We start from the raw sequence: 18,952 nt of genomic DNA on the forward strand, positions 1-18,952 counted from the left end.
ACAACAATTGCGTAGCCCACCAAATTTTTTGGTCAAGCTTAGCACTTTAGCATGACTAGGCCACAGCTTGCAAGTCGACTATGGGGATTAACCCGGAATTCGCGCGCACGATGGCGGGAATGCAACAGTACGGGCCGGCGAGGCCTGGTGCAGGTTACCCGCGCCGCACCACAAACCTTTCCACATACTCGTTGGCGGGATGGTTACGGATATCGTCGGGACTGCCTACCTGCTCGACTTTTCCGTCCCGCAATATGACGATATTCTGGCCCAGACGCAGTGCTTCATCGATATCGTGGGTAATGAACACTATGGTTTTCTGCAGGCGCTGCTGCAAGGCCAGCAGCTGGTCCTGCATGTCGTAGCGAATAAGCGGATCCAGCGCCGAGAAGGCTTCATCCATAAGCAGCACATCGGCATCAATGGCCAAAGCACGTGCCAGTCCCACCCTTTGACGCATACCCCCCGACAACTCGTCCGGGTAGTTTTTTTCATACTCAAACAGGCCCACTCTTTCCAGCCAGGTACGCGCTGTCTTGCGAGCCTGTGACTGGCCTTCGCCGCGCACGCTCAGGCCAAATGCAACATTATCAATTACGTTGATGTGGGGCAGCAGGCCGAAGTTCTGAAACACCATACTGATGCGATGCCGGCGCAACTGGCGCAGTTCGGGCATGCTCAGGTCAAGGATGTTATCGCCGTCAACCAGAATCTTGCCGGCCGATGGATCAATCAGCCGGTTCAGGTGCCGGACCAAGGTGGATTTGCCTGATCCCGACAGGCCCATGATGCAGGATATCTGCCCACCCGGCAGTTTTGCACTGACGCCGGCCAGGCCCACGTTGCATCCGGTATCGGCCTGTACACTGGCTTTATCCGCGCCCTGGCGCAGCAGTTCGACTGCCCTGGCCTCCTGAGGCCCGCCTTCGCGCGGGCCAAATACCTTGTAGACATCGCGTATTTCGATTTTTACGTCCGTCATCAGAGCTTCTCTTGCAGGGGTACGCGCCGGCGCCGGCGCGGCTGGCCATAAGCCTGGGTAATCCGGTCTATCACGATGGCCAGAATGACAATGGCCACACCAGCCTGCAGGCCGCGGCCCACATCCAGGGTTTGTATGCCGGCCAGCACATCTTCGCCCAGGCCACGCGCGCCAATCATCGATGCGACCACGACCATGGCCAGAGCCATCATGGTGGTCTGGTTGATGCCGGCCATGATGCTGGGCCGCGCCAGAGGCAAGGTGACCCGGATCAGCATCTGCCAGCGTGTCACGCCAAAGGCCTGGGCCGCCTCCATGACATCGCGGTCAACCTGCCTCAATCCCAGGATCGTCAACCGGATCAAAGGAGGTACGGCATAAATAATGGTGGCGAACAGCGCGGGCACCTTACCCAATCCGAACAGCATGAGGACGGGGATCAGGTAAACAAAGCTGGGCAGCGTCTGCATCACATCGAGCACTGGCGTCAGCACACGGCGCAGCCAACGGCTACGCGCGGCAATGATGCCTATGGGCACGCCCAGAATAATGGAGACCAGGGTGGAAACCAGAACGAGCGCAAAGGTTTGTATCAGCTTGTCCCACAAACCCACGGCGCCAATCAGATACAGGCAGACCACATACAGTACGGTTGCTATCGGCTTACGGGTCGCATGCCAGGAAAGTGCCGCAACAAGCAACAGAAACGCCCACGGTGGAACGGCTTGCAGCAAGCGCTCTACGGGCAACAGCAGCGTGGTCAGCATAAAGCTGCTGGCTTGCCTGAAGAAGCCACCGTAGTTCTTGACCACGTCCATCAGCTGCTGATTCACAAATGCGGCCACCGACCAGTCTGGGAAGATGTTATGTCCGGCTGATGCTGTGACCTGTTCGGCAGCAGGCTGTGCGCCCGCGCTTTCAGTTGTTGTAGTGATGCCAAGACGGGTATTGACCTGCTGCACGGCAGCGGCGGGTAACCAGGCATGCCAGACTTCGGGATGCTCGCGCAGGAAGCGGGCTGCCATGTCTTCACCACTTGCACGAGTTTCAGTCATCTCGAGGATCATGCGATTCAGCAGCTCGGGCTGGAACTGCAATTTCTTCAGGAAGGCCACCAGGTCCGGGTTCTGTTCGGCAAAAGGTGCCGACACTGCCACAGCCAACCGGGCCAGCAGGAAGTCTGATGAGCAAAGCTCGCCCTCACCACTGACGATGGTGTCCCAGCACTGCTGATTGAAGGGATCTTGCTCTATCTTATGGAATTTGTACTTGGCCATCAGCCCGGCGGGCTGCCAGTAGTAGAAAAGTATGGGCTGGCCCCGATCGTAGGCGGAGCTGATTGCGGCATCCAGGGCAGCGCCCGTGCCCGCCCTGAAGTTGGTGTAGTCTTCCTCAAGGCCATGCAGTTGCAACAGCCGGCTGTTGGTCTTCTCGCAGACCCAGCCTGAAGGGCAGTTCAAAAAGCGGCCTTTTCCGGGCTCTTCGGGATCGGTGAACAATGCGCTGTATTTTGGCAGGTCACGCCAGCTTTTCAGGTCGGGCGCCTTGGCTTCTATACCCCGTTCGGGATCGCCGTGTACCAGGTAATCGGGCACATACCAGCCCTGTTCCGCGCCGCCGGCGAGCGTGTCGCCGACTATGTCTACCTGGCCCTGCTGTATGGCGTTTTCTATGATCTCTGAACGCCCCGACCATATCTCCGCGATAATTTGCAGGTCGTTCTGCACCAGGGCAGACTCAACGGCCGCCGATGTGCCGGGTACGATCTGGGTGGTGCAGCCATAGCCTGCCTCAAGCAGCGTGCTGACCACATGCGTGGTGAACGATGCGCTTTCCCAACTTAAGTCAGCTAGCTTGATGGGCTGTCCGTCGTTGCACGTTGCCGCCTGGGCCCTGGCTGCTGCCGGCATGACCAGGATCAGGCATGCAAGCACAACACCCAGCGCAGCTAACAGTTTCTTCATCCGGATCAGCCTCCGTTGTGTATGCGCGCCGGCACCCGGGGCGAATACCCCGGGGCTGCCACAAAAGCTTACTTCATCATGCGTGCATGCGTCCAGACTAAGGTATTCTATGACCCGCTCCCGGCCAGCCTCGTGCACGGCCTAACCTCTGTCAAAAAAGCCTGCTGCATGCCCAGCCATCACCGTCAAAAATCACTAAGGATTCCCACCGGCGTATGGATCCTGGGATTTGTCAGCCTGCTGATGGATATTTCTTCAGAGATGGTGCACAGCCTGCTGCCGCTGTTCATGGTGACCACCCTTGGGGCAAGCGCGCTGGTGATCGGACTGATCGAAGGCCTGGCCGAATCAACAGCGCTGATTATCAAGGTGTTTTCGGGTGTGCTCAGTGACTACCTGGGCAAGCGCAAATTTCTGGCCGTGCTGGGCTACGGGCTTGGTGCGCTGACCAAACCCTTGTTCGCCGTCGCCCCGGGGGCCGGCCTAGTACTCACCGCAAGATTGCTCGATCGTGTGGGCAAAGGGATTCGGGGCGCGCCCCGCGACGCACTGGTCGCCGATCTGACACCTCCGGAGATCCGCGGTGCAGCCTTCGGGTTAAGGCAGTCGCTCGACACCATGGGCGCCTTTCTGGGCCCCCTGCTGGCAGTGGGTCTGATGGTGCTCTGGGCCAATGACTTTCGCGCGATATTCTGGGTTGCTGTCATACCGGCCTTTGCCTCGGTGATTCTGTTGATGGTCGGTCTACGCGAACCCGCCAGCCTGAATGCCAACAAACGCTCCAATCCCATACGCCGTGAGAATCTGCGTCGCCTCGGACCGGCCTACTGGTGGGTGGTAGCCATAGGCGGGATATTCACACTGGCCAGATTCAGCGAGGCTTTTCTGGTCTTGCGCGCTGAACAAGGCGGCATGCCGCTGGCGATGGTGCCATTGGTTATGGTGGCCATGGCGATGGTGTATTCGCTCAGCGCCTACCCGTTCGGCTGGCTCTCGGATCGCATGAGCCACCGGGGTCTGCTGATGCTCGGCCTGTTGACCCTGGGCGCGGCAGACATAGTGCTCGCATCAGGCAATCACTGGATGGTGGTCATTCCGGGGGTCATGCTCTGGGGCCTGCACATGGGCATGACGCAAGGCCTGCTGGCTGCCATGGTGGCCGATACATGCCCGTCGGACTTGCGTGGCACGGCCTTTGGCTGCTTCAGCCTGGTCACCGGACTTGCAATGCTGCTGGCCAGCCTGGCTGCGGGACTGCTGTGGGATACCTTGGGCGCGGCAGCGACCTTTTATGCCGGCGGCCTGTTCTGCCTGCTGGCCTTGTTCGTCCTGCTCTGCAGTCCGGTAAAGAAGCGCGGCAGTTAAGTAAGTCTGTGCCGGAAATGCAAAACGCCATGCTTGAAGCATGGCGTTCTTTACTTGCGCCCTAGAGCGCAGCCGCAAAGCTTATTGCAATGCGATTTCTACGTCTACACCTGCGGGCAGGTCCAGGCGCATCAGAGCGTCGACGGTTTTATCGGTGGGATCAACGATGTCCATGAGGCGCTGGTGAGTACGCATCTCGAACTGGTCGCGCGATGTCTTGTTCACGTGAGGCGAACGCAGTACATCGTAGCGGCGAATGCGAGTTGGCAGCGGTACGGGACCACGCACAACCGCGCCCGTGCGCTTGGCAGTTTCGACGATTTCGGCGGCCGATTGATCGATCAGCTTATAGTCGAAAGCTTTGAGACGGATGCGGATTTTCTGGTTTTTCATGGGAATTCCTAAAGAACGAGAGGCAGGGGGCAATATGCCCTCTGCCTGGGCAAGTATTATTACTTGATGATGCTGGCGACGACGCCTGCACCGACGGTACGGCCACCTTCGCGGATAGCGAAGCGCAGACCTTCTTCCATGGCGATCGGGGCGATCAGGCTGACCTTCATCGACACGTTATCACCAGGCAATACCATTTCCTTGTCGGCCGGCAGTTCGATCGTACCGGTTACGTCGGTGGTACGGAAGTAGAACTGAGGACGATAGCCCTGGAAGAACGGCGTGTGACGGCCACCTTCGTCTTTGGACAGAATGTACACCTCGGCCGAGAACTCGGTGTGCGGGTTGATCGAACCGGGCTTGGCCAACACTTGACCACGCTCGACGTCTTCACGCTTGGTGCCGCGCAGCAAGATACCGACGTTATCGCCTGCCTCGCCCTGATCGAGCAGCTTGCGGAACATTTCAACGCCCGTGCAGGTGGTCTTGACCGTATCCTTGATACCAACGATCTCGATTTCCTCACCAACCTTGACCACGCCACGCTCGATACGGCCGGTAACCACTGTACCGCGACCCGAGATCGAGAACACGTCTTCAACAGGCATCAGGAACGTGCCGTCTACAGCGCGCTCGGGAGTGGGGATGTAGCTGTCCAGGGCTTCAGCCAGCTTCATGATGGCTTCTTTACCCAGAGGACCTTCGTCGCCTTCGAGCGCCAGCTTGGCCGAACCCTTGATCACAGGGGTATCGTCGCCGGGGAAGTCGTACTTCGAGAGCAGCTCGCGCACTTCCATTTCGACCAGCTCCAGCAGCTCTTCGTCATCGACCATGTCTGCCTTGTTCAGGAACACGATGATGTAAGGCACGCCAACCTGACGCGAGAGCAGAATGTGCTCACGGGTTTGGGGCATGGGGCCGTCTGCAGCCGAGCACACCAGAATCGCGCCGTCCATTTGCGCAGCACCCGTGATCATGTTCTTGACATAGTCAGCGTGGCCCGGGCAGTCAACGTGCGCGTAGTGACGCGTCGCCGTTTCGTACTCAACGTGCGAAGTGTTGATCGTGATACCGCGAGCCTTTTCTTCAGGCGCTGCGTCGATCTGGTCGTAGCCCTTGGCTTCGCCCGAGCCAAATGCCTTGGCCAACACAGTTGTAATTGCCGCTGTAAGCGTGGTCTTGCCGTGGTCAACGTGCCCGATCGTACCTACGTTTACGTGCGGTTTGGTCCGTTCAAACTTACCTTTTGCCATGATTTATCCCATCAATGTTTTCAAGGAAACAAAAAATTTACCTGCCTGCAAACCTGCAGGCAGGAACTGGTTAATTACTTGCCGCGCGCGCTGATGACTTCATCAGCAACGTTCTTCGGAGCTTCGGCGTAGTGCTTGAACTCCATAGTGTACGTTGCGCGACCTTGCGTTTGTGAACGCAGGTTTGTGGAGTAGCCGAACATTTCGGCCAGAGGTACTTCAGCCTTGATGATCTTGCCACCGCCGACGATGTCGTCCATACCCTGGACCATGCCGCGACGGGAGGACAGATCGCCCATGACCGTACCGGCATAGTCTTCCGGTGTTTCAACCTCAACAGCCATCATGGGCTCGAGCAGCACAGGGCTGGCCTTGCGCATACCGTCTTTGAATGCCATGGAGGCAGCCATACGGAAGGCGTTTTCGTTCGAGTCGACGTCGTGGTACGAACCGAAGAACAGAGTGACCTTGACGTCTACGACCGGATAGCCTGCAACAACACCGGCAGGCAGGGTTTCCTGAATGCCCTTGTCGACTGCGGGGATGTATTCGCGAGGAACCACACCGCCCTTGATGGCGTCGACGAATTCGTAGCCACCGCCCGGCTCCATGGGCTCAAGCTTGAGCACCACGTGACCGTACTGACCACGACCACCGGATTGCTTGACGAACTTGCCTTCGATTTCTTCGCAAGTCTTGCGAATGGTTTCGCGGTAAGCCACCTGGGGTTTGCCCACGTTGGCTTCAACACCGAACTCACGACGCATGCGGTCAACCAGCACTTCGAGGTGAAGCTCGCCCATACCGGAAATAATGGTTTGGCCGGACTCTTCGTCGCTGCGTACGCGGAACGAAGGATCTTCCTGGGCCAGGCGCGAAAGCGCAATACCCATTTTTTCCTGGTCAGCCTTGGTCTTGGGCTCGACAGCCTGCGAAATCACGGGCTCGGGGAACTCCATTTTTTCGAGCAGGATGTGCTGGCCGACGTCGCACAGGGTTTCACCCGTGGTTACGTCTTTCAGGCCCACAACAGCGGCGATGTCACCAGCCAGAACTTCCTTGATTTCAGCACGGTTGTTGGCGTGCATCTGGAGGATACGGCCGATACGCTCTTTCTTGCTCTTGATGGGGTTGTACACCGTTTCACCGGCGTGTAGAACACCCGAGTAAACGCGCACGAAGGTCAGCTGACCAACGAACGGATCGCTCATGAGCTTGAATGCCAGGGCGGAGAACTTGGCTTCATCGTCAGCCGGCAGGCTGATGGTGTTGCCGTCGTCGTCCACACCCTCAACAGGAGGAATATCGATAGGCGAAGGCAGGTAGTCAAGAACCGCGTCGAGCATGCGCTGCACGCCCTTGTTCTTGAATGCGGTACCGCACAACATGGGCTGGATTTCGCCAGCAATGGTGCGGGTGCGCAGACCCAGGTTGATTTCAGCTTCGGTGAGCTCGCCTGTTTCCAGGTATTTGTTCATGAGCTCTTCGTTGGCTTCGGCAGCCGCTTCGACCAGCTTTTCGCGCCATTCGTTGGCGGAGTCGACCAGTTCGGCAGGAATGTCAACGTATTCGAACTTGGTGCCTTGGCTGGCTTCATCCCAGATGATGCCCTTCATGCGGACCAGGTCGACAACGCCGGTGAAGGTGTCTTCTGCCCCGATCGGGATCACGATAGGCACAGGATTGGCCTTCAGACGCAGCTTGAGCTGGTCATATACCTTGAAGAAGTTCGCGCCGGTGCGGTCCATCTTGTTGATGAACGCCAGACGGGGCACACCGTACTTGTTGGCCTGACGCCATACGGTTTCCGACTGGGGCTGAACGCCACCCACAGCGCAATACACCATGCAGGCGCCGTCGAGGACGCGCATGGAGCGTTCTACTTCGATAGTGAAGTCGACGTGTCCCGGGGTATCGATGATGTTGATGCGATGCTCGGGACGGTCGCCGGCCATGCCACGCCAGAAAGCAGTGGTTGCAGCCGAGGTAATGGTGATGCCACGCTCTTGTTCCTGCTCCATCCAGTCCATGGTGGCGGAGCCTTCATGGGTTTCGCCAATCTTGTGGTTGACGCCGGTATAAAACAGAATGCGCTCGGTGGTGGTGGTTTTCCCTGCATCGATGTGCGCAGAGATACCAATGTTGCGATAGCGCTCGATTGGGGTTTTGCGGGCCATGATAGTGTCCTTAGATTACCAGCGGAAATGGCTGAATGCTTTGTTAGCCTCGGCCATCTTGTGCGTGTCTTCACGCTTCTTCATTGCTCCACCGCGGCCTTCGGAGGCGTCAAGCAACTCACCGGCCAGGCGCAGATCCATCGATTTCTCGCCACGCTTCTTGGCTGCTTCACGCAACCAGCGCATGGCAAGGGCCAGGCGGCGCACAGGGCGCACTTCAACCGGCACTTGATAGTTCGCACCACCGACACGGCGGCTTTTCACTTCAACGACAGGCTTGATGTTGTTAATCGCGGTGTTGAACACCTCGATGGGCTCTTTGCCAGTTTTAGCCTGAATCTGGTCGAAAGCACCGTAAACAATGCGTTCTGCAACGGCTTTTTTACCAGACAACATAACAACGTTCATGAATTTGGCGAGCTCTACGCTGCCAAACTTTGGATCGGGGAGAATTTCACGTTTGGGAACTTCGCGACGACGAGGCATTTTTAACTTCCTTGTGACAGTTCAGTTGAACCGCTTTTACACGGCCACGACCATTCATTTGAATGATCACTTACATGCTATGGGCCTGCGCCCACGGCTGCACTGATACGACCAGACGGGCTGGACTATGGAAAAACTTAAGCTTTCTTGGGGCGTTTTGCGCCGTACTTGGAACGCGACTGCTTGCGGTCTTTAACACCTTGCAAGTCGAGCGAACCGCGCACGATGTGGTAACGCACACCAGGCAAGTCTTTTACACGACCACCACGTACAAGAACGACCGAGTGTTCCTGCAGGTTGTGGCCTTCACCACCGATGTACGAAATAACTTCGAAACCGTTGGTCAGACGAACCTTGGCGACTTTACGCAAAGCCGAGTTAGGTTTTTTGGGAGTAGTGGTGTACACACGTGTGCAAACACCACGCCGCTGCGGGCAGTTTTCGAGCGCGGGGCTCTTGCTGCTCTCGCGGGAGACTTCGCGCGGCTTGCGCACGAGTTGACTAATGGTTGGCATAACCTTTACGCATCCTGTTGTTTACGTTACGAATCTTGTGCCGGGCGGCACCCAGATGAACGTATTGAATGAATACGCCTCTTGGCCGGCCTGCGCTGCAGGCTTGGGTTGGAAAGGCGGTTTACGCAATAACCGCCACAGCCACGATTGAACGTAAAAGAGCGGGTTTTGCATGACCTTACTGGTTACGTGTGGCAAGCACGCACTTCGAGTAAGCCCGCCATGTTATCACGGCAACTGGCGCAAGGTCAATCAGATTTTTAGCTAAAGTGCAAGCCCTGAACAGGGCCGGTATTTCAGATGGCCGACGGGTGCTTGGCCAGCGGCGTGACTTTGATGCTCATGTAGGGGAACAGCGGCAGTTTGCTGAGAACATCGTGCAGTTCGTCGTTACTTTCGACATCGAAGATACTGATGTTGGCGTACTCGCCCACGACACGCCAGATATGCGGCCACGTTCCCGAACGCTGCAGATCCTGCGAGTATTGTTTTTCCTCGGCCTTGATACGGGCAGCTTCTTCTGCCGGCAGGCTATCGGGAATATTGACGACCATATGAACCATGAACAACATGGAGAACTCCTGAAAAAGTGAGAAGGCGGACGGCCCTGCCGCCCGCCAGACGCTCAGGCCAGCGGACTGATGAATCGGGCCAGCGCCTGATTGAACGCCTGCGGCGCCTCGAGATTGGAAAGATGCGAAGCGGGAACGGATGCCAGCGACGAGCCGGCAATCGCTTCATGCATGGCCTGGGCATCAGCCACCGTGGTGACCGGATCCGACTCACCCGCCAACAGCAGGGTCGGTACGGTGATCCGGCCCTGCTCGGGGCGCAGGTCAGACAGGCCCAAGGCGTCGCAGCAGGCGGCATACCCTTCAGGGTCGATGCCGGCGATCATGTCCTGGGCCGCAGCGACGACATCGGGCCGGGCCTGGACGAAATCGGGCGTGAACCAGCGCTGCGGTGCGGATGCGGCCATTTCCTTCATGGCTGCCACGCCCCCCTGGCGCACCATACCGGCCCTTTCCTCCCAGGCCTGCCCGGTACCTATCTTTGCGGCGCTATTGCACACGGCAATTCCGGCAAAACGTTCCGGGGCATGCACACCCAGCCACAAGCCGGTGTGCCCGCCCATGGAAATGCCGCAGAAAAAGGCGCGCTCTATGCCCAGCGCATCCATAATGCCCAACACGTCCGCGCCCAGCTGGTTGAAACTATAAGGGCCTGCCGGAGCCGGACTGCCACCATGGCCACGCGAGTCGTAGCCTACAACCCGGTGCGTGGATCCGAAAGCCGCCAGCTGCCCTTCCCACATCTCCAGTGTCGTGCCCAGCGAGTTGCTGAACAGCAACACCGGTCCGTCGGCGAGGCCATCGACAGCAACGCGGAACGCGCCATTACGGGTTTGCAGGGAATAGGTATTGGTCATAAGAGCCCTTCTGATCAGGCGCCCACCAGACGCGGGCGGTCTACGATCTGGTTGTCCTCGCCATCGACCAGCGCGCTGAGCTTCAGATCAAATTCAATTTCGGCAAACGGACCGGTCAGGCCATTGGCCTTGATGCTGGCCTCGTCGGTACGTTCAACGACTGCCGGTACCAGCCCTTCGCGGGTAGCATACGCGAAATCATCGTTCAGCAGCGGGTCACCGTCAATATTGATCTGTGTGGTCAGCTTGCGATGGCCGTCGGCGCTGACGAAGAAGTGAATGTGAGCGGGGCGATTGCCATGACGACCCAGCAGATTCAGCAGAGCCTGGGTCGGGCCGTCAGGCGGGCAACCGTAGCCATGCGGAACGATGCTGCGGAAGCGGTAGCGCCCCTCTGCGTCGGCGATGATGGTACGGCGCATGTTGAAGGGCGCTTGTTCGCCTGTGGGGTCAAAATGGGAATAAAAACCCTTGGTATTGCAGTGCCAGACTTCCACCTTGGCGCCAGGCAACGGCGCCCCGTCGGCACCACGCACTATGCCGTGCATGACCAGCGTGTGGCCGTCGGCATCGCTGCCATCGTCCAGGCGGGCATAGCCATGTTCGACCGGTGCACCTGATACATACAAAGGCCCCTCGATGGTGCGGGGAGTACCGGTATCCACCCCCAGCGCCTCGTCTTCGGCGTCCATGCGCATGTCCATATAGCGGTCAAACCCCAGGCCGGGCGACAGCAATCCTGCCTCATTGCTCGTGCCGAGGCGGTTCAGATAGGCAACGGCAGCCCAGTATTCGTCGGACGTGATGTTCAGATCGTCGATCGCCTTGAAAAGGTCGGAAACGATACGATGAACGATTTGTTTGGCGCGGGGGTTACCGGCCGGGTTTTCCAGGCCACAGGCCAGCTTCAGAAAGTCCTGGACTTCTGGAGTTTCAAATATTTTGACACTCATGGTGTCTCCTTGGTCAGATAAAGATGAGCGGCCATGGAAGAACTGCAAGCATCCGATGACCGGCTGGTTAATGGCAACATGGAGCAGGCTGCTCCGGGAATCACTCCACCGAGATGCCGGTGGCTTCGATGATCTTGCCCCATTTCTCTGTTTCGGCAGCCAGATAGCTTGCCAGTTCCTCGGGCGAACTGCCTATGTACTCTGCACCTATGGTCGCAAATATTTCTTTGACCCTGTCGGTATCCATCGCCTTGAGCATCGCACTGTTCAGCTTGGCGATAATCTCCGGAGGAGTGCCGGCTGGTGCGAATGTGGCGAACCACGGAGTAAGCTCATAGCCTTCCAGGCCGCTTTCCGCCACGGTGGGAAGGTCGGGCAGCGTCGATGAGCGTGTCTTGGTGGTCACCGCGAGTGCCTTGAGCTTGCCCGATTCAATGTGCGGCTTGGCCGAGGTAATGCTGTCAAACATATAGTCGACCTGACCGCCCATTAGATCAGCAACGGCCGGACCGCTGCCCTTATAGGGCACATGCAGCATGTCCAGCCCGCCGGTATAGGTGAAAAGCGCTCCGGCCAGATGAATGGAGGTGCCCACGCCTGCCGATGCGTAGGTGTACTTGCCTGGCTCTTCCTTGACCTGGCGAATTACGTCTTGCAGCGAGTTGACGTCAGTCCGGTCGGCCTGGGTCACCAGAATGTTCGGCACAGCGGCCAGCAGCGAAATCGGCGCGAAATCCTTAATGGGATCATAAGTCAGATGAGAGTACAAAAAGGGATTCACCGCCATGCCGTTGGCAGCAATCATGATGGTGTAGCCATCGGGCTTGGCCTTCACGACATGGTTGGCACCGATGTTGCCGCCTGCGCCGGACTTGTTTTCCACCACGATGCTTTGCCCAAGCTCTTTGCTCATGTTTTCGCTAAGCACGCGTGCGATGGCATCCATGGCACCCCCGGGCGGGAAGGGCACTATCCAGGAAATGGTACGTTCAGGATAGTTCGCGACGCTGTCTTGTGCGGCAACAGGCGCGCCGGTCAACGCCAGGGCCAGGCCAGCCGCAGCCAGGCCGGTTTTGGACAGGGTGGCGGCAAGCTTGCCGCCGAATGATGAAACTAGGCGAATCTGCATCGATAAATCTCCTGTGATCTTTGTTTGTTTCTGTCCCGGGAACTCCGAACAATTCGGGGCTATCTCCGGTGGGCTGGCACGCAGCGGCGTGTGCCCGATTCGTCGGCCAAGGAAGCTCTGAACAAGTCCTCGCGCCTCACCCGCCTTACTTGTCACGGCGGAAAAATTGCACCCGCTCTTCGTCAAGCGCAATACCCAGGCCAGGCGTGGTGGGCAGGGCCAGCTCGAAATTCTGGTAAGACAACGGTTCCTGCAGAATCTCTTCGGTCAGCAGCAGGGGACCGAACAATTCCGTGCCCCAGTGCAACTCGCGGAAGGTAGAAAACACGTGGGCGGATGCCATCGTACCCACTGCGCCTTCAAGCATGGTGCCACCGTACAGCTGAATATTGGCGGCGTCGGCAATTGCGGCAACTCTCTGGGCGGCTTGCAGTCCGCCGGACTGCTCGATCTTGATGGCAAACACATCGGCCGCGCCGGCACGGGCCAGCGCGAATGCAGAGGCGGGACCCACCAGCGACTCATCGGCCATGACGGCAATGGCATGTTTGCCGGTCAGCCTGGCCAGTGCTTCGGCACTGGCCACCGGCTGTTCGGCCAGCTCACAGCCGGCATCGGCAAGCCCTGCCAGCCCGTAGCGTGCATCAAACTCGCTCCAGGCCATGTTTACATCGACGCGAACCGCAGCCCGGTCGCCCAACGCCTTCTTGATGGCGGCGACGTGGGCAACATCGTCGGCGACGGCACGCTTGCCTATCTTCAGCTTGAAGATACGATGGCGCTGCTGCGCCAGCATGGCCTCGGCTTCGGCGATATCTTTTGCCGTATCGCCCGAAGCCAGCGTCCAGGCTACCGGGAGGCTGTCCCGCAGGCGACCACCCAGCAGCTCTGACACCGGTAGGCCCGTACGATGGCCAAGCGCGTCATACAAGGCCGTTTCCACTGCGCACTTGGCAAACCGGTTGTCCCGGATGCCTTGATCCAGCCGTGCCATCAGTGCCTGCACGCGATTCGCATCGGCGCCGATCAGTACAGGGGCAAAATAGGTATCGATTGCCAGCTTCATGCCTTCGGGCGATTCCGCACCGTAGGCCAGCCCGCCTATGGTCGTACCTTCGCCAATCCCGACTGTGCCGTCAGAACAATAAATGCGAACCAGCATCAAGGTCTGGCCATTCATGGTGGCCATGGAAAGCTGATGTGGACGTATGGTCGGCAGGTCGAGCAACAGCGTTTCGACCCGCTCTATCTTCACGCTATCGCGCGCGATCATGGGAGAAAGTTGATTTTGCATGACCAAATTAGAATGTCAGCCGTACGTTATATCCAACACCAAATAGGTCTGGATGCATACCTATTAGGTATAATCTTGTGCCACATGCAGGAAAATCAAGCACTTACAAGCGCAAACAAACAAGAATAATGGTTTACCCTTAGTCCATCATCCTGTCAGGACTCGCTCATGGAATTGCGGCAAATCCGATATTTCGTCGCCGTCGCCAATGCCCGCAGCTTCACGCGGGCGGCCGAACAGCTGCATATCGCCCAACCACCATTAAGCCGGCAGATTCAGCTACTTGAAGGCGAGCTTGGCGTGCAGCTGCTGGCGCGTGACAGCCGCCCGCTGCAGATCACGGAAGCGGGCCGCGTCTTTTACGAGCAGGCATTACAGGTACTGCACCGGGTAGAACAAATGAAGGCGGCCACCATACAGGTTGGCCTGGGCCAGCGCGAGCAACTATCCATTGGTTTCGTGGCCTCTACTCTATATGGCCTGTTGCCCCTGCTCACGCGCAAGCTGCGTCAGGCTTATCCCCACATCGACTTCCAGTTGCTGGAACTGACGACCATGCAGCAGATTGCAGCACTGAAAGCAGGACGCATAGACATAGGCTTCGGCCGGCTCAGAATCAATGATCGCTCCGTATCGCGCATTGTTCTGTACGAAGAGCGCCTGGCTCTTGCGATTCCTCCCGGCTACGCGCTCGCCGCTGAAACCGGCCCCCTGCCATTTGCCGCCCTGAACGGGCTGCCACTTATTGTTTACCCCAAAGAGCCGCGACCCAGCTTTGCGGATCAGGTGCTTAATCTGTTGCACGATTACGGCATACAGCCGGGACACATCCACGAGGTACGCGAACTTCAGGCGGCCGTCGGGCTGGTGGCTTCGGAAGTGGGCGTATGCGTCATTCCGGCAGCAGCCCGGTTCCGCAACGACCTGGTCTATCGACCCATTGAGGGCGAGCGCGCCACCTCTCCGGTGATACTCAGCCATCGCGCAAATGACAGCTCCTGGTATATCGATGCCACATTGCAGCTTATAAATGAATTGCAGGCAGAAAAGCCGTCATGGCTGGATCCAGAACCATTCTCATCCAGGCTCAGTGAAAACCAGCATAAATGATCCTGCAGCATAAAGCGTTGTACGATAGCGGGGTTATTTATATTGTTGGCAGTCTGCTGCCCTACACGAGCCGAGCTGTCCCATGAATATAGCGTCCGCCGAAGATGACCTTGCCCAGGGTCAACTCTTACAAGAAATTCTGGCTTCTGCCGGCCATGAATGCACGGTCTTTCCCACTGGCAATGCATTGTTGGCCGCGCTACAGCGCGAAACACCCTATGACTTGCTGCTGATTGATTGGGAGCTTCCCGATATCAACGGGCTGGACATCGTCCGCTGGGTCCGGGCCAAGCTGGGCTATACCATCCCCGTCATGCTGGTCACCAACCGTACTCTGGAAGAGGATCTGATCCAGGGGCTACAGGCGGGGGCTGATGACTATATGGGCAAGCCCGTGCGCAAAGGCGAGCTGATCGCCCGCACTGAAGCCCTGCTGCGCCGGCATAAGTCGGAACCACTGCAGGAATCTGTGTTCACTTGCGGCGCCTACGAGATCGATCCGGGCACAGCAAACATCACACTGAATGGCGTGAAGGCTGATCTTGCACCCAAGGAATACGAACTGGCCTTGCTCCTGTTTCGTAATCCGGGCCGGCTGTTTTCCCGCGACGTGCTCAGCCACGCGATATGGAACCGTGACATACCCCCCACCTCGCGTACGCTTGATACCCACCTTTCCAACATCCGCCGAAAATTGAATCTGCGGCCCGAAAACGGCATCCGCCTGAGCTCTTCGTATGCCCTGGGTTATCGCCTGGAGCTGGTTGCCGAAACCTCCGACTCATGAATCGCATCCATACCACCTTGCGTCACTACGCCCTGCTCGCCTTTGCACTGACCACCAGCCTGTTTGCTGCAATCGTCCCAGCACAGCCCTCGGGCGCCCAAGGCGAAAATTTCGTTCATCGCATCATGAAGGACGATACCCTCATCGTGCTGTCCGAACGCTATACCGACAACAGCGAAAACTGGCGCACGTTGCAGACCCTCAATGCGATAGCCGACCCCACATTGCTGCCCATAGGACTTGAGCTCCGGATTCCCTTCGCGCTGATACCCGAACAACCGGCACAGGCGCGTGTTACCCACGTACACGGAACAGCCGCCAACGGCACACAGCGGCTTGCGGTCGACGACGTGCTGCAGGAAGGCGACTCAGTAACAACCCAGGATACTGGTTTTGTCACCCTGACGCTGGCCGATGGGAGCGCCCTGACGGTGCCACCCAGCTCCACATTGCAACTGGAGCGCTTGCGCGCGTTCAAGGGCACGGGCCTGACGGACACCATCTCTACCCTGAATGACGGATCCCTGGAATCAAAGGTCGCACCGCAAGGCACGGGTGTAGGCCGCTTTGAAATCCGCACTCCGGTCAGCATCACAGGCGTGCGAGGCACGCAATTGCGTGTACACGTCAATCCGCAAGGCTCGCAAAGCGAAGTGCTGGAAGGCGTTGCAGGCCTGAACTCACAACAGGCCGAATCCACTCGCCTGCGTCAAGGTCAGGGCGCTGCGGTGAATGCCGGCGGCCAACTTCAACCGGTAAGAAAGCTGCTGCCGGCACCCACACTTGCCGCTCCCGAGCGCGGCGGCGCAGGATGGCAAGTCGCATTTGCGCCCCTGCCCGGCGCTGTGTCGTATCAGGTTCAGGTAGCCGGCGATCCGGCAGGTACCCGGATTTTCTCCAGCCAGCGTTTTGATGCGCCACCAGTGACGTTTCGCGCTCCGGGCGCGGGCACCTACTACGTCAAGGTACGCGGCATAGATGCCGATGGCCTGAATGGCGCCGATGCAATGCAACCCTTCCTGGGCCGGGCTGTCCTGATATCGTCGAACGGCATGCCGGTATCGACCTCCTACGACTTGCTTGTGACACTCACGGATTACTGAGATGCCCGGGCCGGCCCGCGAAATGGACATTGGCTTTTGGGGCAATCTGGAAAAGCGGGTCCGTACAGAGTGGTTGCTGGTCACGATCGGCATGGCGGTACTGGTCCTGGGTCTGGCATTTTTCAGTAACCCGCTGGGATTGACGCGGCTGGATCATGCCTTTTACGACAAGATGCTGGGCGCCACTGCCCATGCCATCGACAATGACGATATCGTCATCATCGCCATTGATGACAACAGCATCAACCAGATGGGCTACTGGCCGTGGCGCAGGGCCGTACACGGCGCACTGCTGGACAAGCTGCAACAGGCCCGTGTGGTTGGACTGGATTTTCTGCTTAGCGATGTGAACCCGGCTTATCCCGATGATGATGCCATTCTTGCCCAGGCCATAAGCAGGCACGGACGTGTCGTATTGCCGCAGGTAATCCAGGCGCATGGCGAGGTCGTAAGGCCTCTGGCGCCACTGGGACAAGCCGCGGCGGCCCAAGGCTACATCAACATCTTTCCCGACAAGGATGGGGTGATCCGTTCGCTACGCCTGTTCGACAATGCAGAGCCTGTTCCGCACCAACATTTCATCAGTGCCATGCTGACGGTGGCCGGCGCCCGGGACAGCCTGTTGCCCATAAAAAACCATACGGGGCCCTTGCTGATTTCCTATGCCGGGAACCCCGGGCATTTCACCCTTTACCCCTACGTGCAGGTGCTCAACGGCAACATACCACCCGAGACCTTCAAAGGAAAATATGTATTGGTGGGCTCCTGGGGCTCCGGGCTTGGCGACGCCTTTCCCACGCCGCTGAGCCGGGATGGCGAGGCCATGTCCGGCGTTGAAATTCTGGCTAACGGCTTGCAGAACGCCATCGGAGATCACTGGATACGCACGCCTGCTCCGTGGCTGAGCGCAGTGCTTGCCTGCCTGCCGGTGTTGCTGGTGTGCATGGTGCTGCGACGCTTGTCACCACGTCAATCCTTCCTGGCCACGCTCGTCACACTGACGCTTGTTTTTGCAGGCAGCTGGCTATTGTTGCGTCAGGCACAGGTCTGGGTGCCGCTTACCGCCAGCATCATAGGAGTGGCGCTGGCCTATCCCGTCTGGAGCTGGCGCAGCCAGGAAGCAGCGCTGCAGCATATTGACCACGAGTTGCAGGCCTTGCAGACCGAGCGGCACGGCCTTGATGGCGCATACACCGACCACGAATCGACCGAGCGAGACGGCTCCCTTTCCAGCCGCGTAACGCAATTGCACGGGGCCATCAGTCAGTTGCGCAGGGCGCACGAAAAGCGCGAGGAAACCTTGCGCTTTTTATCCCACGATATGCGGGCCCCGCAAAATTCGATTCTGGCTCTGACGCAGTTGCAAAAGGCGACCGGCACGGCATTATCCGAGCCGGAGCTGCTGCGGCGGGTCGACGCCTACGCAAACCAGACACTGGAGCTGGTGGACGGGTTCGTACAACTTGCCCGCGCCGAGGGTATGGTCCTGTCTCCCCAGCGCATGGATCTGGTCGAGTTGCTCGCGCAATGCTGCGATGACCTGTGGGCCCAGGCCAGACAGCAGCATTTGCTCATACAGTTCGAAGAACCCGAGGAACCTGCCTGGATACAGGGCAACCCCTCTTTGCTTCGGCGGGTCTGTCGCAACCTGCTGGACAATGCCATCAAATACAGTCCGGCCGATACGCTGATCCGCTGCAGCCTCTCGCCTGGCCCTGGCGTGTGGGTACTGACCATACAGGACCAGGGCCGTGGCATGAACGCTGCACAGCAGCGCACGCTCTTCACGCCCTTTACCCGCTTCCATGACGATCAGCCCGACAATCCGGCAGGCGCAGGCCTGGGCCTGGCGTTTGTACAGACGGTGGTCAGGCGCCATGGCGGGACCCTTGACGTGCAGAGCCAGGAAGGCCTGGGCAGCACTTTCCGCATCAGCTTACCCGCGTCTGCCTGAGCCAGCCGTTCCGTCCCGCCAAACAGCGTAACCGTTGAGCAAATAAAAAACGCCAGGC

The 18,952-nt window shown here is 58.5% G+C and carries 17 protein-coding genes and 1 pseudogene; 5 read left to right on the forward strand and 13 right to left on the reverse strand.

From position 1 onward, the window contains the following. Positions 1-154 precede the first annotated feature (154 nt). From LKR43_RS06680 to LKR43_RS16295, 3 genes and pseudogenes are all read right to left on the reverse strand, one after another. Positions 155-982: a betaine/proline/choline family ABC transporter ATP-binding protein gene (locus tag LKR43_RS06680; RefSeq protein WP_227683231.1), complete on the reverse strand. Its 828-nt coding sequence runs from the start codon at positions 980-982 to the stop codon at positions 155-157. Further along, a complete protein-coding gene (locus LKR43_RS16290; protein ID WP_370632080.1) occupies positions 982-1,845 on the reverse strand; it encodes an ABC transporter permease in 864 nt (287 codons plus the stop codon). The genes LKR43_RS06680 and LKR43_RS16290 overlap by 1 nt, the downstream gene beginning before the upstream one ends. Before the next feature lie 150 nt (positions 1,846-1,995). Beyond that, positions 1,996-2,946: pseudogene (locus tag LKR43_RS16295) on the reverse strand (ABC transporter substrate-binding protein); the annotation flags it as partial. A gap of 168 nt (positions 2,947-3,114) precedes the next feature. Here LKR43_RS16295 and LKR43_RS06690 point away from each other — a divergent pair. Beyond that, positions 3,115-4,311, forward strand: coding sequence for an MFS transporter (locus LKR43_RS06690; protein WP_227683233.1), 1,197 nt, complete (start codon positions 3,115-3,117; stop codon positions 4,309-4,311). An 81-nt stretch (positions 4,312-4,392) separates the two neighbouring features. Here the strand turns inward: LKR43_RS06690 and rpsJ are convergent, their stop codons facing one another. From rpsJ to LKR43_RS06740, 10 genes are all read right to left on the reverse strand, one after another. Beyond that, complete coding sequence (rpsJ, locus tag LKR43_RS06695) at positions 4,393-4,704, reverse strand: 30S ribosomal protein S10 (protein WP_013743964.1); 312 nt, start codon at positions 4,702-4,704, stop codon at positions 4,393-4,395. A gap of 59 nt (positions 4,705-4,763) precedes the next feature. Next, a complete protein-coding gene (tuf, locus tag LKR43_RS06700) occupies positions 4,764-5,957 on the reverse strand; it encodes an elongation factor Tu (protein ID WP_227683234.1) in 1,194 nt (397 codons plus the stop codon). A 74-nt stretch (positions 5,958-6,031) separates the two neighbouring features. Beyond that, a complete protein-coding gene (gene fusA / locus LKR43_RS06705) occupies positions 6,032-8,134 on the reverse strand; it encodes an elongation factor G (protein WP_227683236.1) in 2,103 nt (700 codons plus the stop codon). A gap of 15 nt (positions 8,135-8,149) precedes the next feature. After that, complete coding sequence (gene rpsG / locus LKR43_RS06710; protein WP_227683238.1) at positions 8,150-8,620, reverse strand: 30S ribosomal protein S7; 471 nt, start codon at positions 8,618-8,620, stop codon at positions 8,150-8,152. A gap of 137 nt (positions 8,621-8,757) precedes the next feature. Further along, positions 8,758-9,135: a 30S ribosomal protein S12 gene (gene rpsL, locus LKR43_RS06715; protein WP_041682771.1), complete on the reverse strand. Its 378-nt coding sequence runs from the start codon at positions 9,133-9,135 to the stop codon at positions 8,758-8,760. Between the two features lie 296 nt (positions 9,136-9,431). Beyond that, on the reverse strand, positions 9,432-9,707 hold the full coding sequence (catC, locus tag LKR43_RS06720) for a muconolactone Delta-isomerase (protein ID WP_227683240.1): 276 nt from the start codon (positions 9,705-9,707) through the stop codon (positions 9,432-9,434). A gap of 53 nt (positions 9,708-9,760) precedes the next feature. After that, a complete protein-coding gene (gene pcaD, locus LKR43_RS06725) occupies positions 9,761-10,564 on the reverse strand; it encodes a 3-oxoadipate enol-lactonase (protein ID WP_227683242.1) in 804 nt (267 codons plus the stop codon). A gap of 14 nt (positions 10,565-10,578) precedes the next feature. Beyond that, positions 10,579-11,517 (reverse strand): catechol 1,2-dioxygenase, encoded by a 939-nt coding sequence (gene catA / locus LKR43_RS06730; protein ID WP_227683244.1) that lies wholly within the window; start codon positions 11,515-11,517, stop codon positions 10,579-10,581. A 100-nt stretch (positions 11,518-11,617) separates the two neighbouring features. Beyond that, positions 11,618-12,646 (reverse strand): tripartite tricarboxylate transporter substrate binding protein, encoded by a 1,029-nt coding sequence (locus LKR43_RS06735; RefSeq protein WP_227683245.1) that lies wholly within the window; start codon positions 12,644-12,646, stop codon positions 11,618-11,620. Positions 12,647-12,791: 145 nt separating this feature from the next. Then, positions 12,792-13,940 carry a muconate/chloromuconate family cycloisomerase gene (locus LKR43_RS06740; protein WP_305080622.1) on the reverse strand — a complete coding sequence of 383 codons (1,149 nt, stop codon included), beginning with the start codon at positions 13,938-13,940 and terminating at the stop codon, positions 12,792-12,794. Positions 13,941-14,108: 168 nt separating this feature from the next. On the opposite strand from LKR43_RS06740, the gene LKR43_RS06745 reads away from it, so the two are divergent. The 4 genes from LKR43_RS06745 to LKR43_RS06760 all read left to right on the forward strand — a co-directional run bounded on the left by LKR43_RS06745 (position 14,109) and on the right by LKR43_RS06760 (position 18,894). Then, positions 14,109-15,050, forward strand: a complete 942-nt coding sequence (locus LKR43_RS06745; RefSeq protein WP_227683246.1) for a LysR substrate-binding domain-containing protein — start codon at positions 14,109-14,111, stop codon at positions 15,048-15,050. A gap of 82 nt (positions 15,051-15,132) precedes the next feature. Further along, complete coding sequence (locus LKR43_RS06750; protein ID WP_227683247.1) at positions 15,133-15,837, forward strand: response regulator transcription factor; 705 nt, start codon at positions 15,133-15,135, stop codon at positions 15,835-15,837. Further along, positions 15,834-16,940, forward strand: a complete 1,107-nt coding sequence (locus tag LKR43_RS06755) for a FecR domain-containing protein (RefSeq protein ID WP_227683248.1) — start codon at positions 15,834-15,836, stop codon at positions 16,938-16,940. Before LKR43_RS06750 ends, LKR43_RS06755 begins: the two co-directional genes overlap by 4 nt. Before the next feature lie 22 nt (positions 16,941-16,962). Beyond that, entirely contained in the window at positions 16,963-18,894 is a 1,932-nt protein-coding gene (locus LKR43_RS06760; RefSeq protein WP_227683249.1) for a CHASE2 and HATPase_c domain-containing protein, read from the forward strand. Positions 18,895-18,952: the final 58 nt, after the last annotated feature.

The organism is Pusillimonas sp. MFBS29 (assembly GCF_020687695.1).
In the GTDB taxonomy this organism is placed as follows: Bacteria; Pseudomonadota; Gammaproteobacteria; order Burkholderiales; family Burkholderiaceae_B; genus Pusillimonas_C.

Bases quoted from the DNA above. Each gene is read 5' to 3' on its own strand.
- LKR43_RS06680 (WP_227683231.1), bottom strand. From the start codon at position 982: ATGACGGACGTAAAAATCGAAATACGCGATGTCTACAAGGTATTTGGC.
- LKR43_RS06690 (WP_227683233.1), top strand. From the start codon at position 3,115: ATGCCCAGCCATCACCGTCAAAAATCACTAAGGATTCCCACCGGCGTA.
- rpsJ (WP_013743964.1), bottom strand. From the start codon at position 4,704: ATGAAAAACCAGAAAATCCGCATCCGTCTCAAAGCTTTCGACTATAAG.
- tuf (WP_227683234.1), bottom strand. From the start codon at position 5,957: ATGGCAAAAGGTAAGTTTGAACGGACCAAACCGCACGTAAACGTAGGT.
- fusA (WP_227683236.1), bottom strand. From the start codon at position 8,134: ATGGCCCGCAAAACCCCAATCGAGCGCTATCGCAACATTGGTATCTCT.
- rpsG (WP_227683238.1), bottom strand. From the start codon at position 8,620: ATGCCTCGTCGTCGCGAAGTTCCCAAACGTGAAATTCTCCCCGATCCA.
- rpsL (WP_041682771.1), bottom strand. From the start codon at position 9,135: ATGCCAACCATTAGTCAACTCGTGCGCAAGCCGCGCGAAGTCTCCCGC.
- catC (WP_227683240.1), bottom strand. From the start codon at position 9,707: ATGTTGTTCATGGTTCATATGGTCGTCAATATTCCCGATAGCCTGCCG.
- pcaD (WP_227683242.1), bottom strand. From the start codon at position 10,564: ATGACCAATACCTATTCCCTGCAAACCCGTAATGGCGCGTTCCGCGTT.
- catA (WP_227683244.1), bottom strand. From the start codon at position 11,517: ATGAGTGTCAAAATATTTGAAACTCCAGAAGTCCAGGACTTTCTGAAG.
- LKR43_RS06735 (WP_227683245.1), bottom strand. From the start codon at position 12,646: ATGCAGATTCGCCTAGTTTCATCATTCGGCGGCAAGCTTGCCGCCACC.
- LKR43_RS06740 (WP_305080622.1), bottom strand. From the start codon at position 13,940: ATGCAAAATCAACTTTCTCCCATGATCGCGCGCGATAGCGTGAAGATA.
- LKR43_RS06745 (WP_227683246.1), top strand. From the start codon at position 14,109: ATGGAATTGCGGCAAATCCGATATTTCGTCGCCGTCGCCAATGCCCGC.
- LKR43_RS06750 (WP_227683247.1), top strand. From the start codon at position 15,133: ATGAATATAGCGTCCGCCGAAGATGACCTTGCCCAGGGTCAACTCTTA.
- LKR43_RS06755 (WP_227683248.1), top strand. From the start codon at position 15,834: ATGAATCGCATCCATACCACCTTGCGTCACTACGCCCTGCTCGCCTTT.
- LKR43_RS06760 (WP_227683249.1), top strand. From the start codon at position 16,963: ATGGACATTGGCTTTTGGGGCAATCTGGAAAAGCGGGTCCGTACAGAG.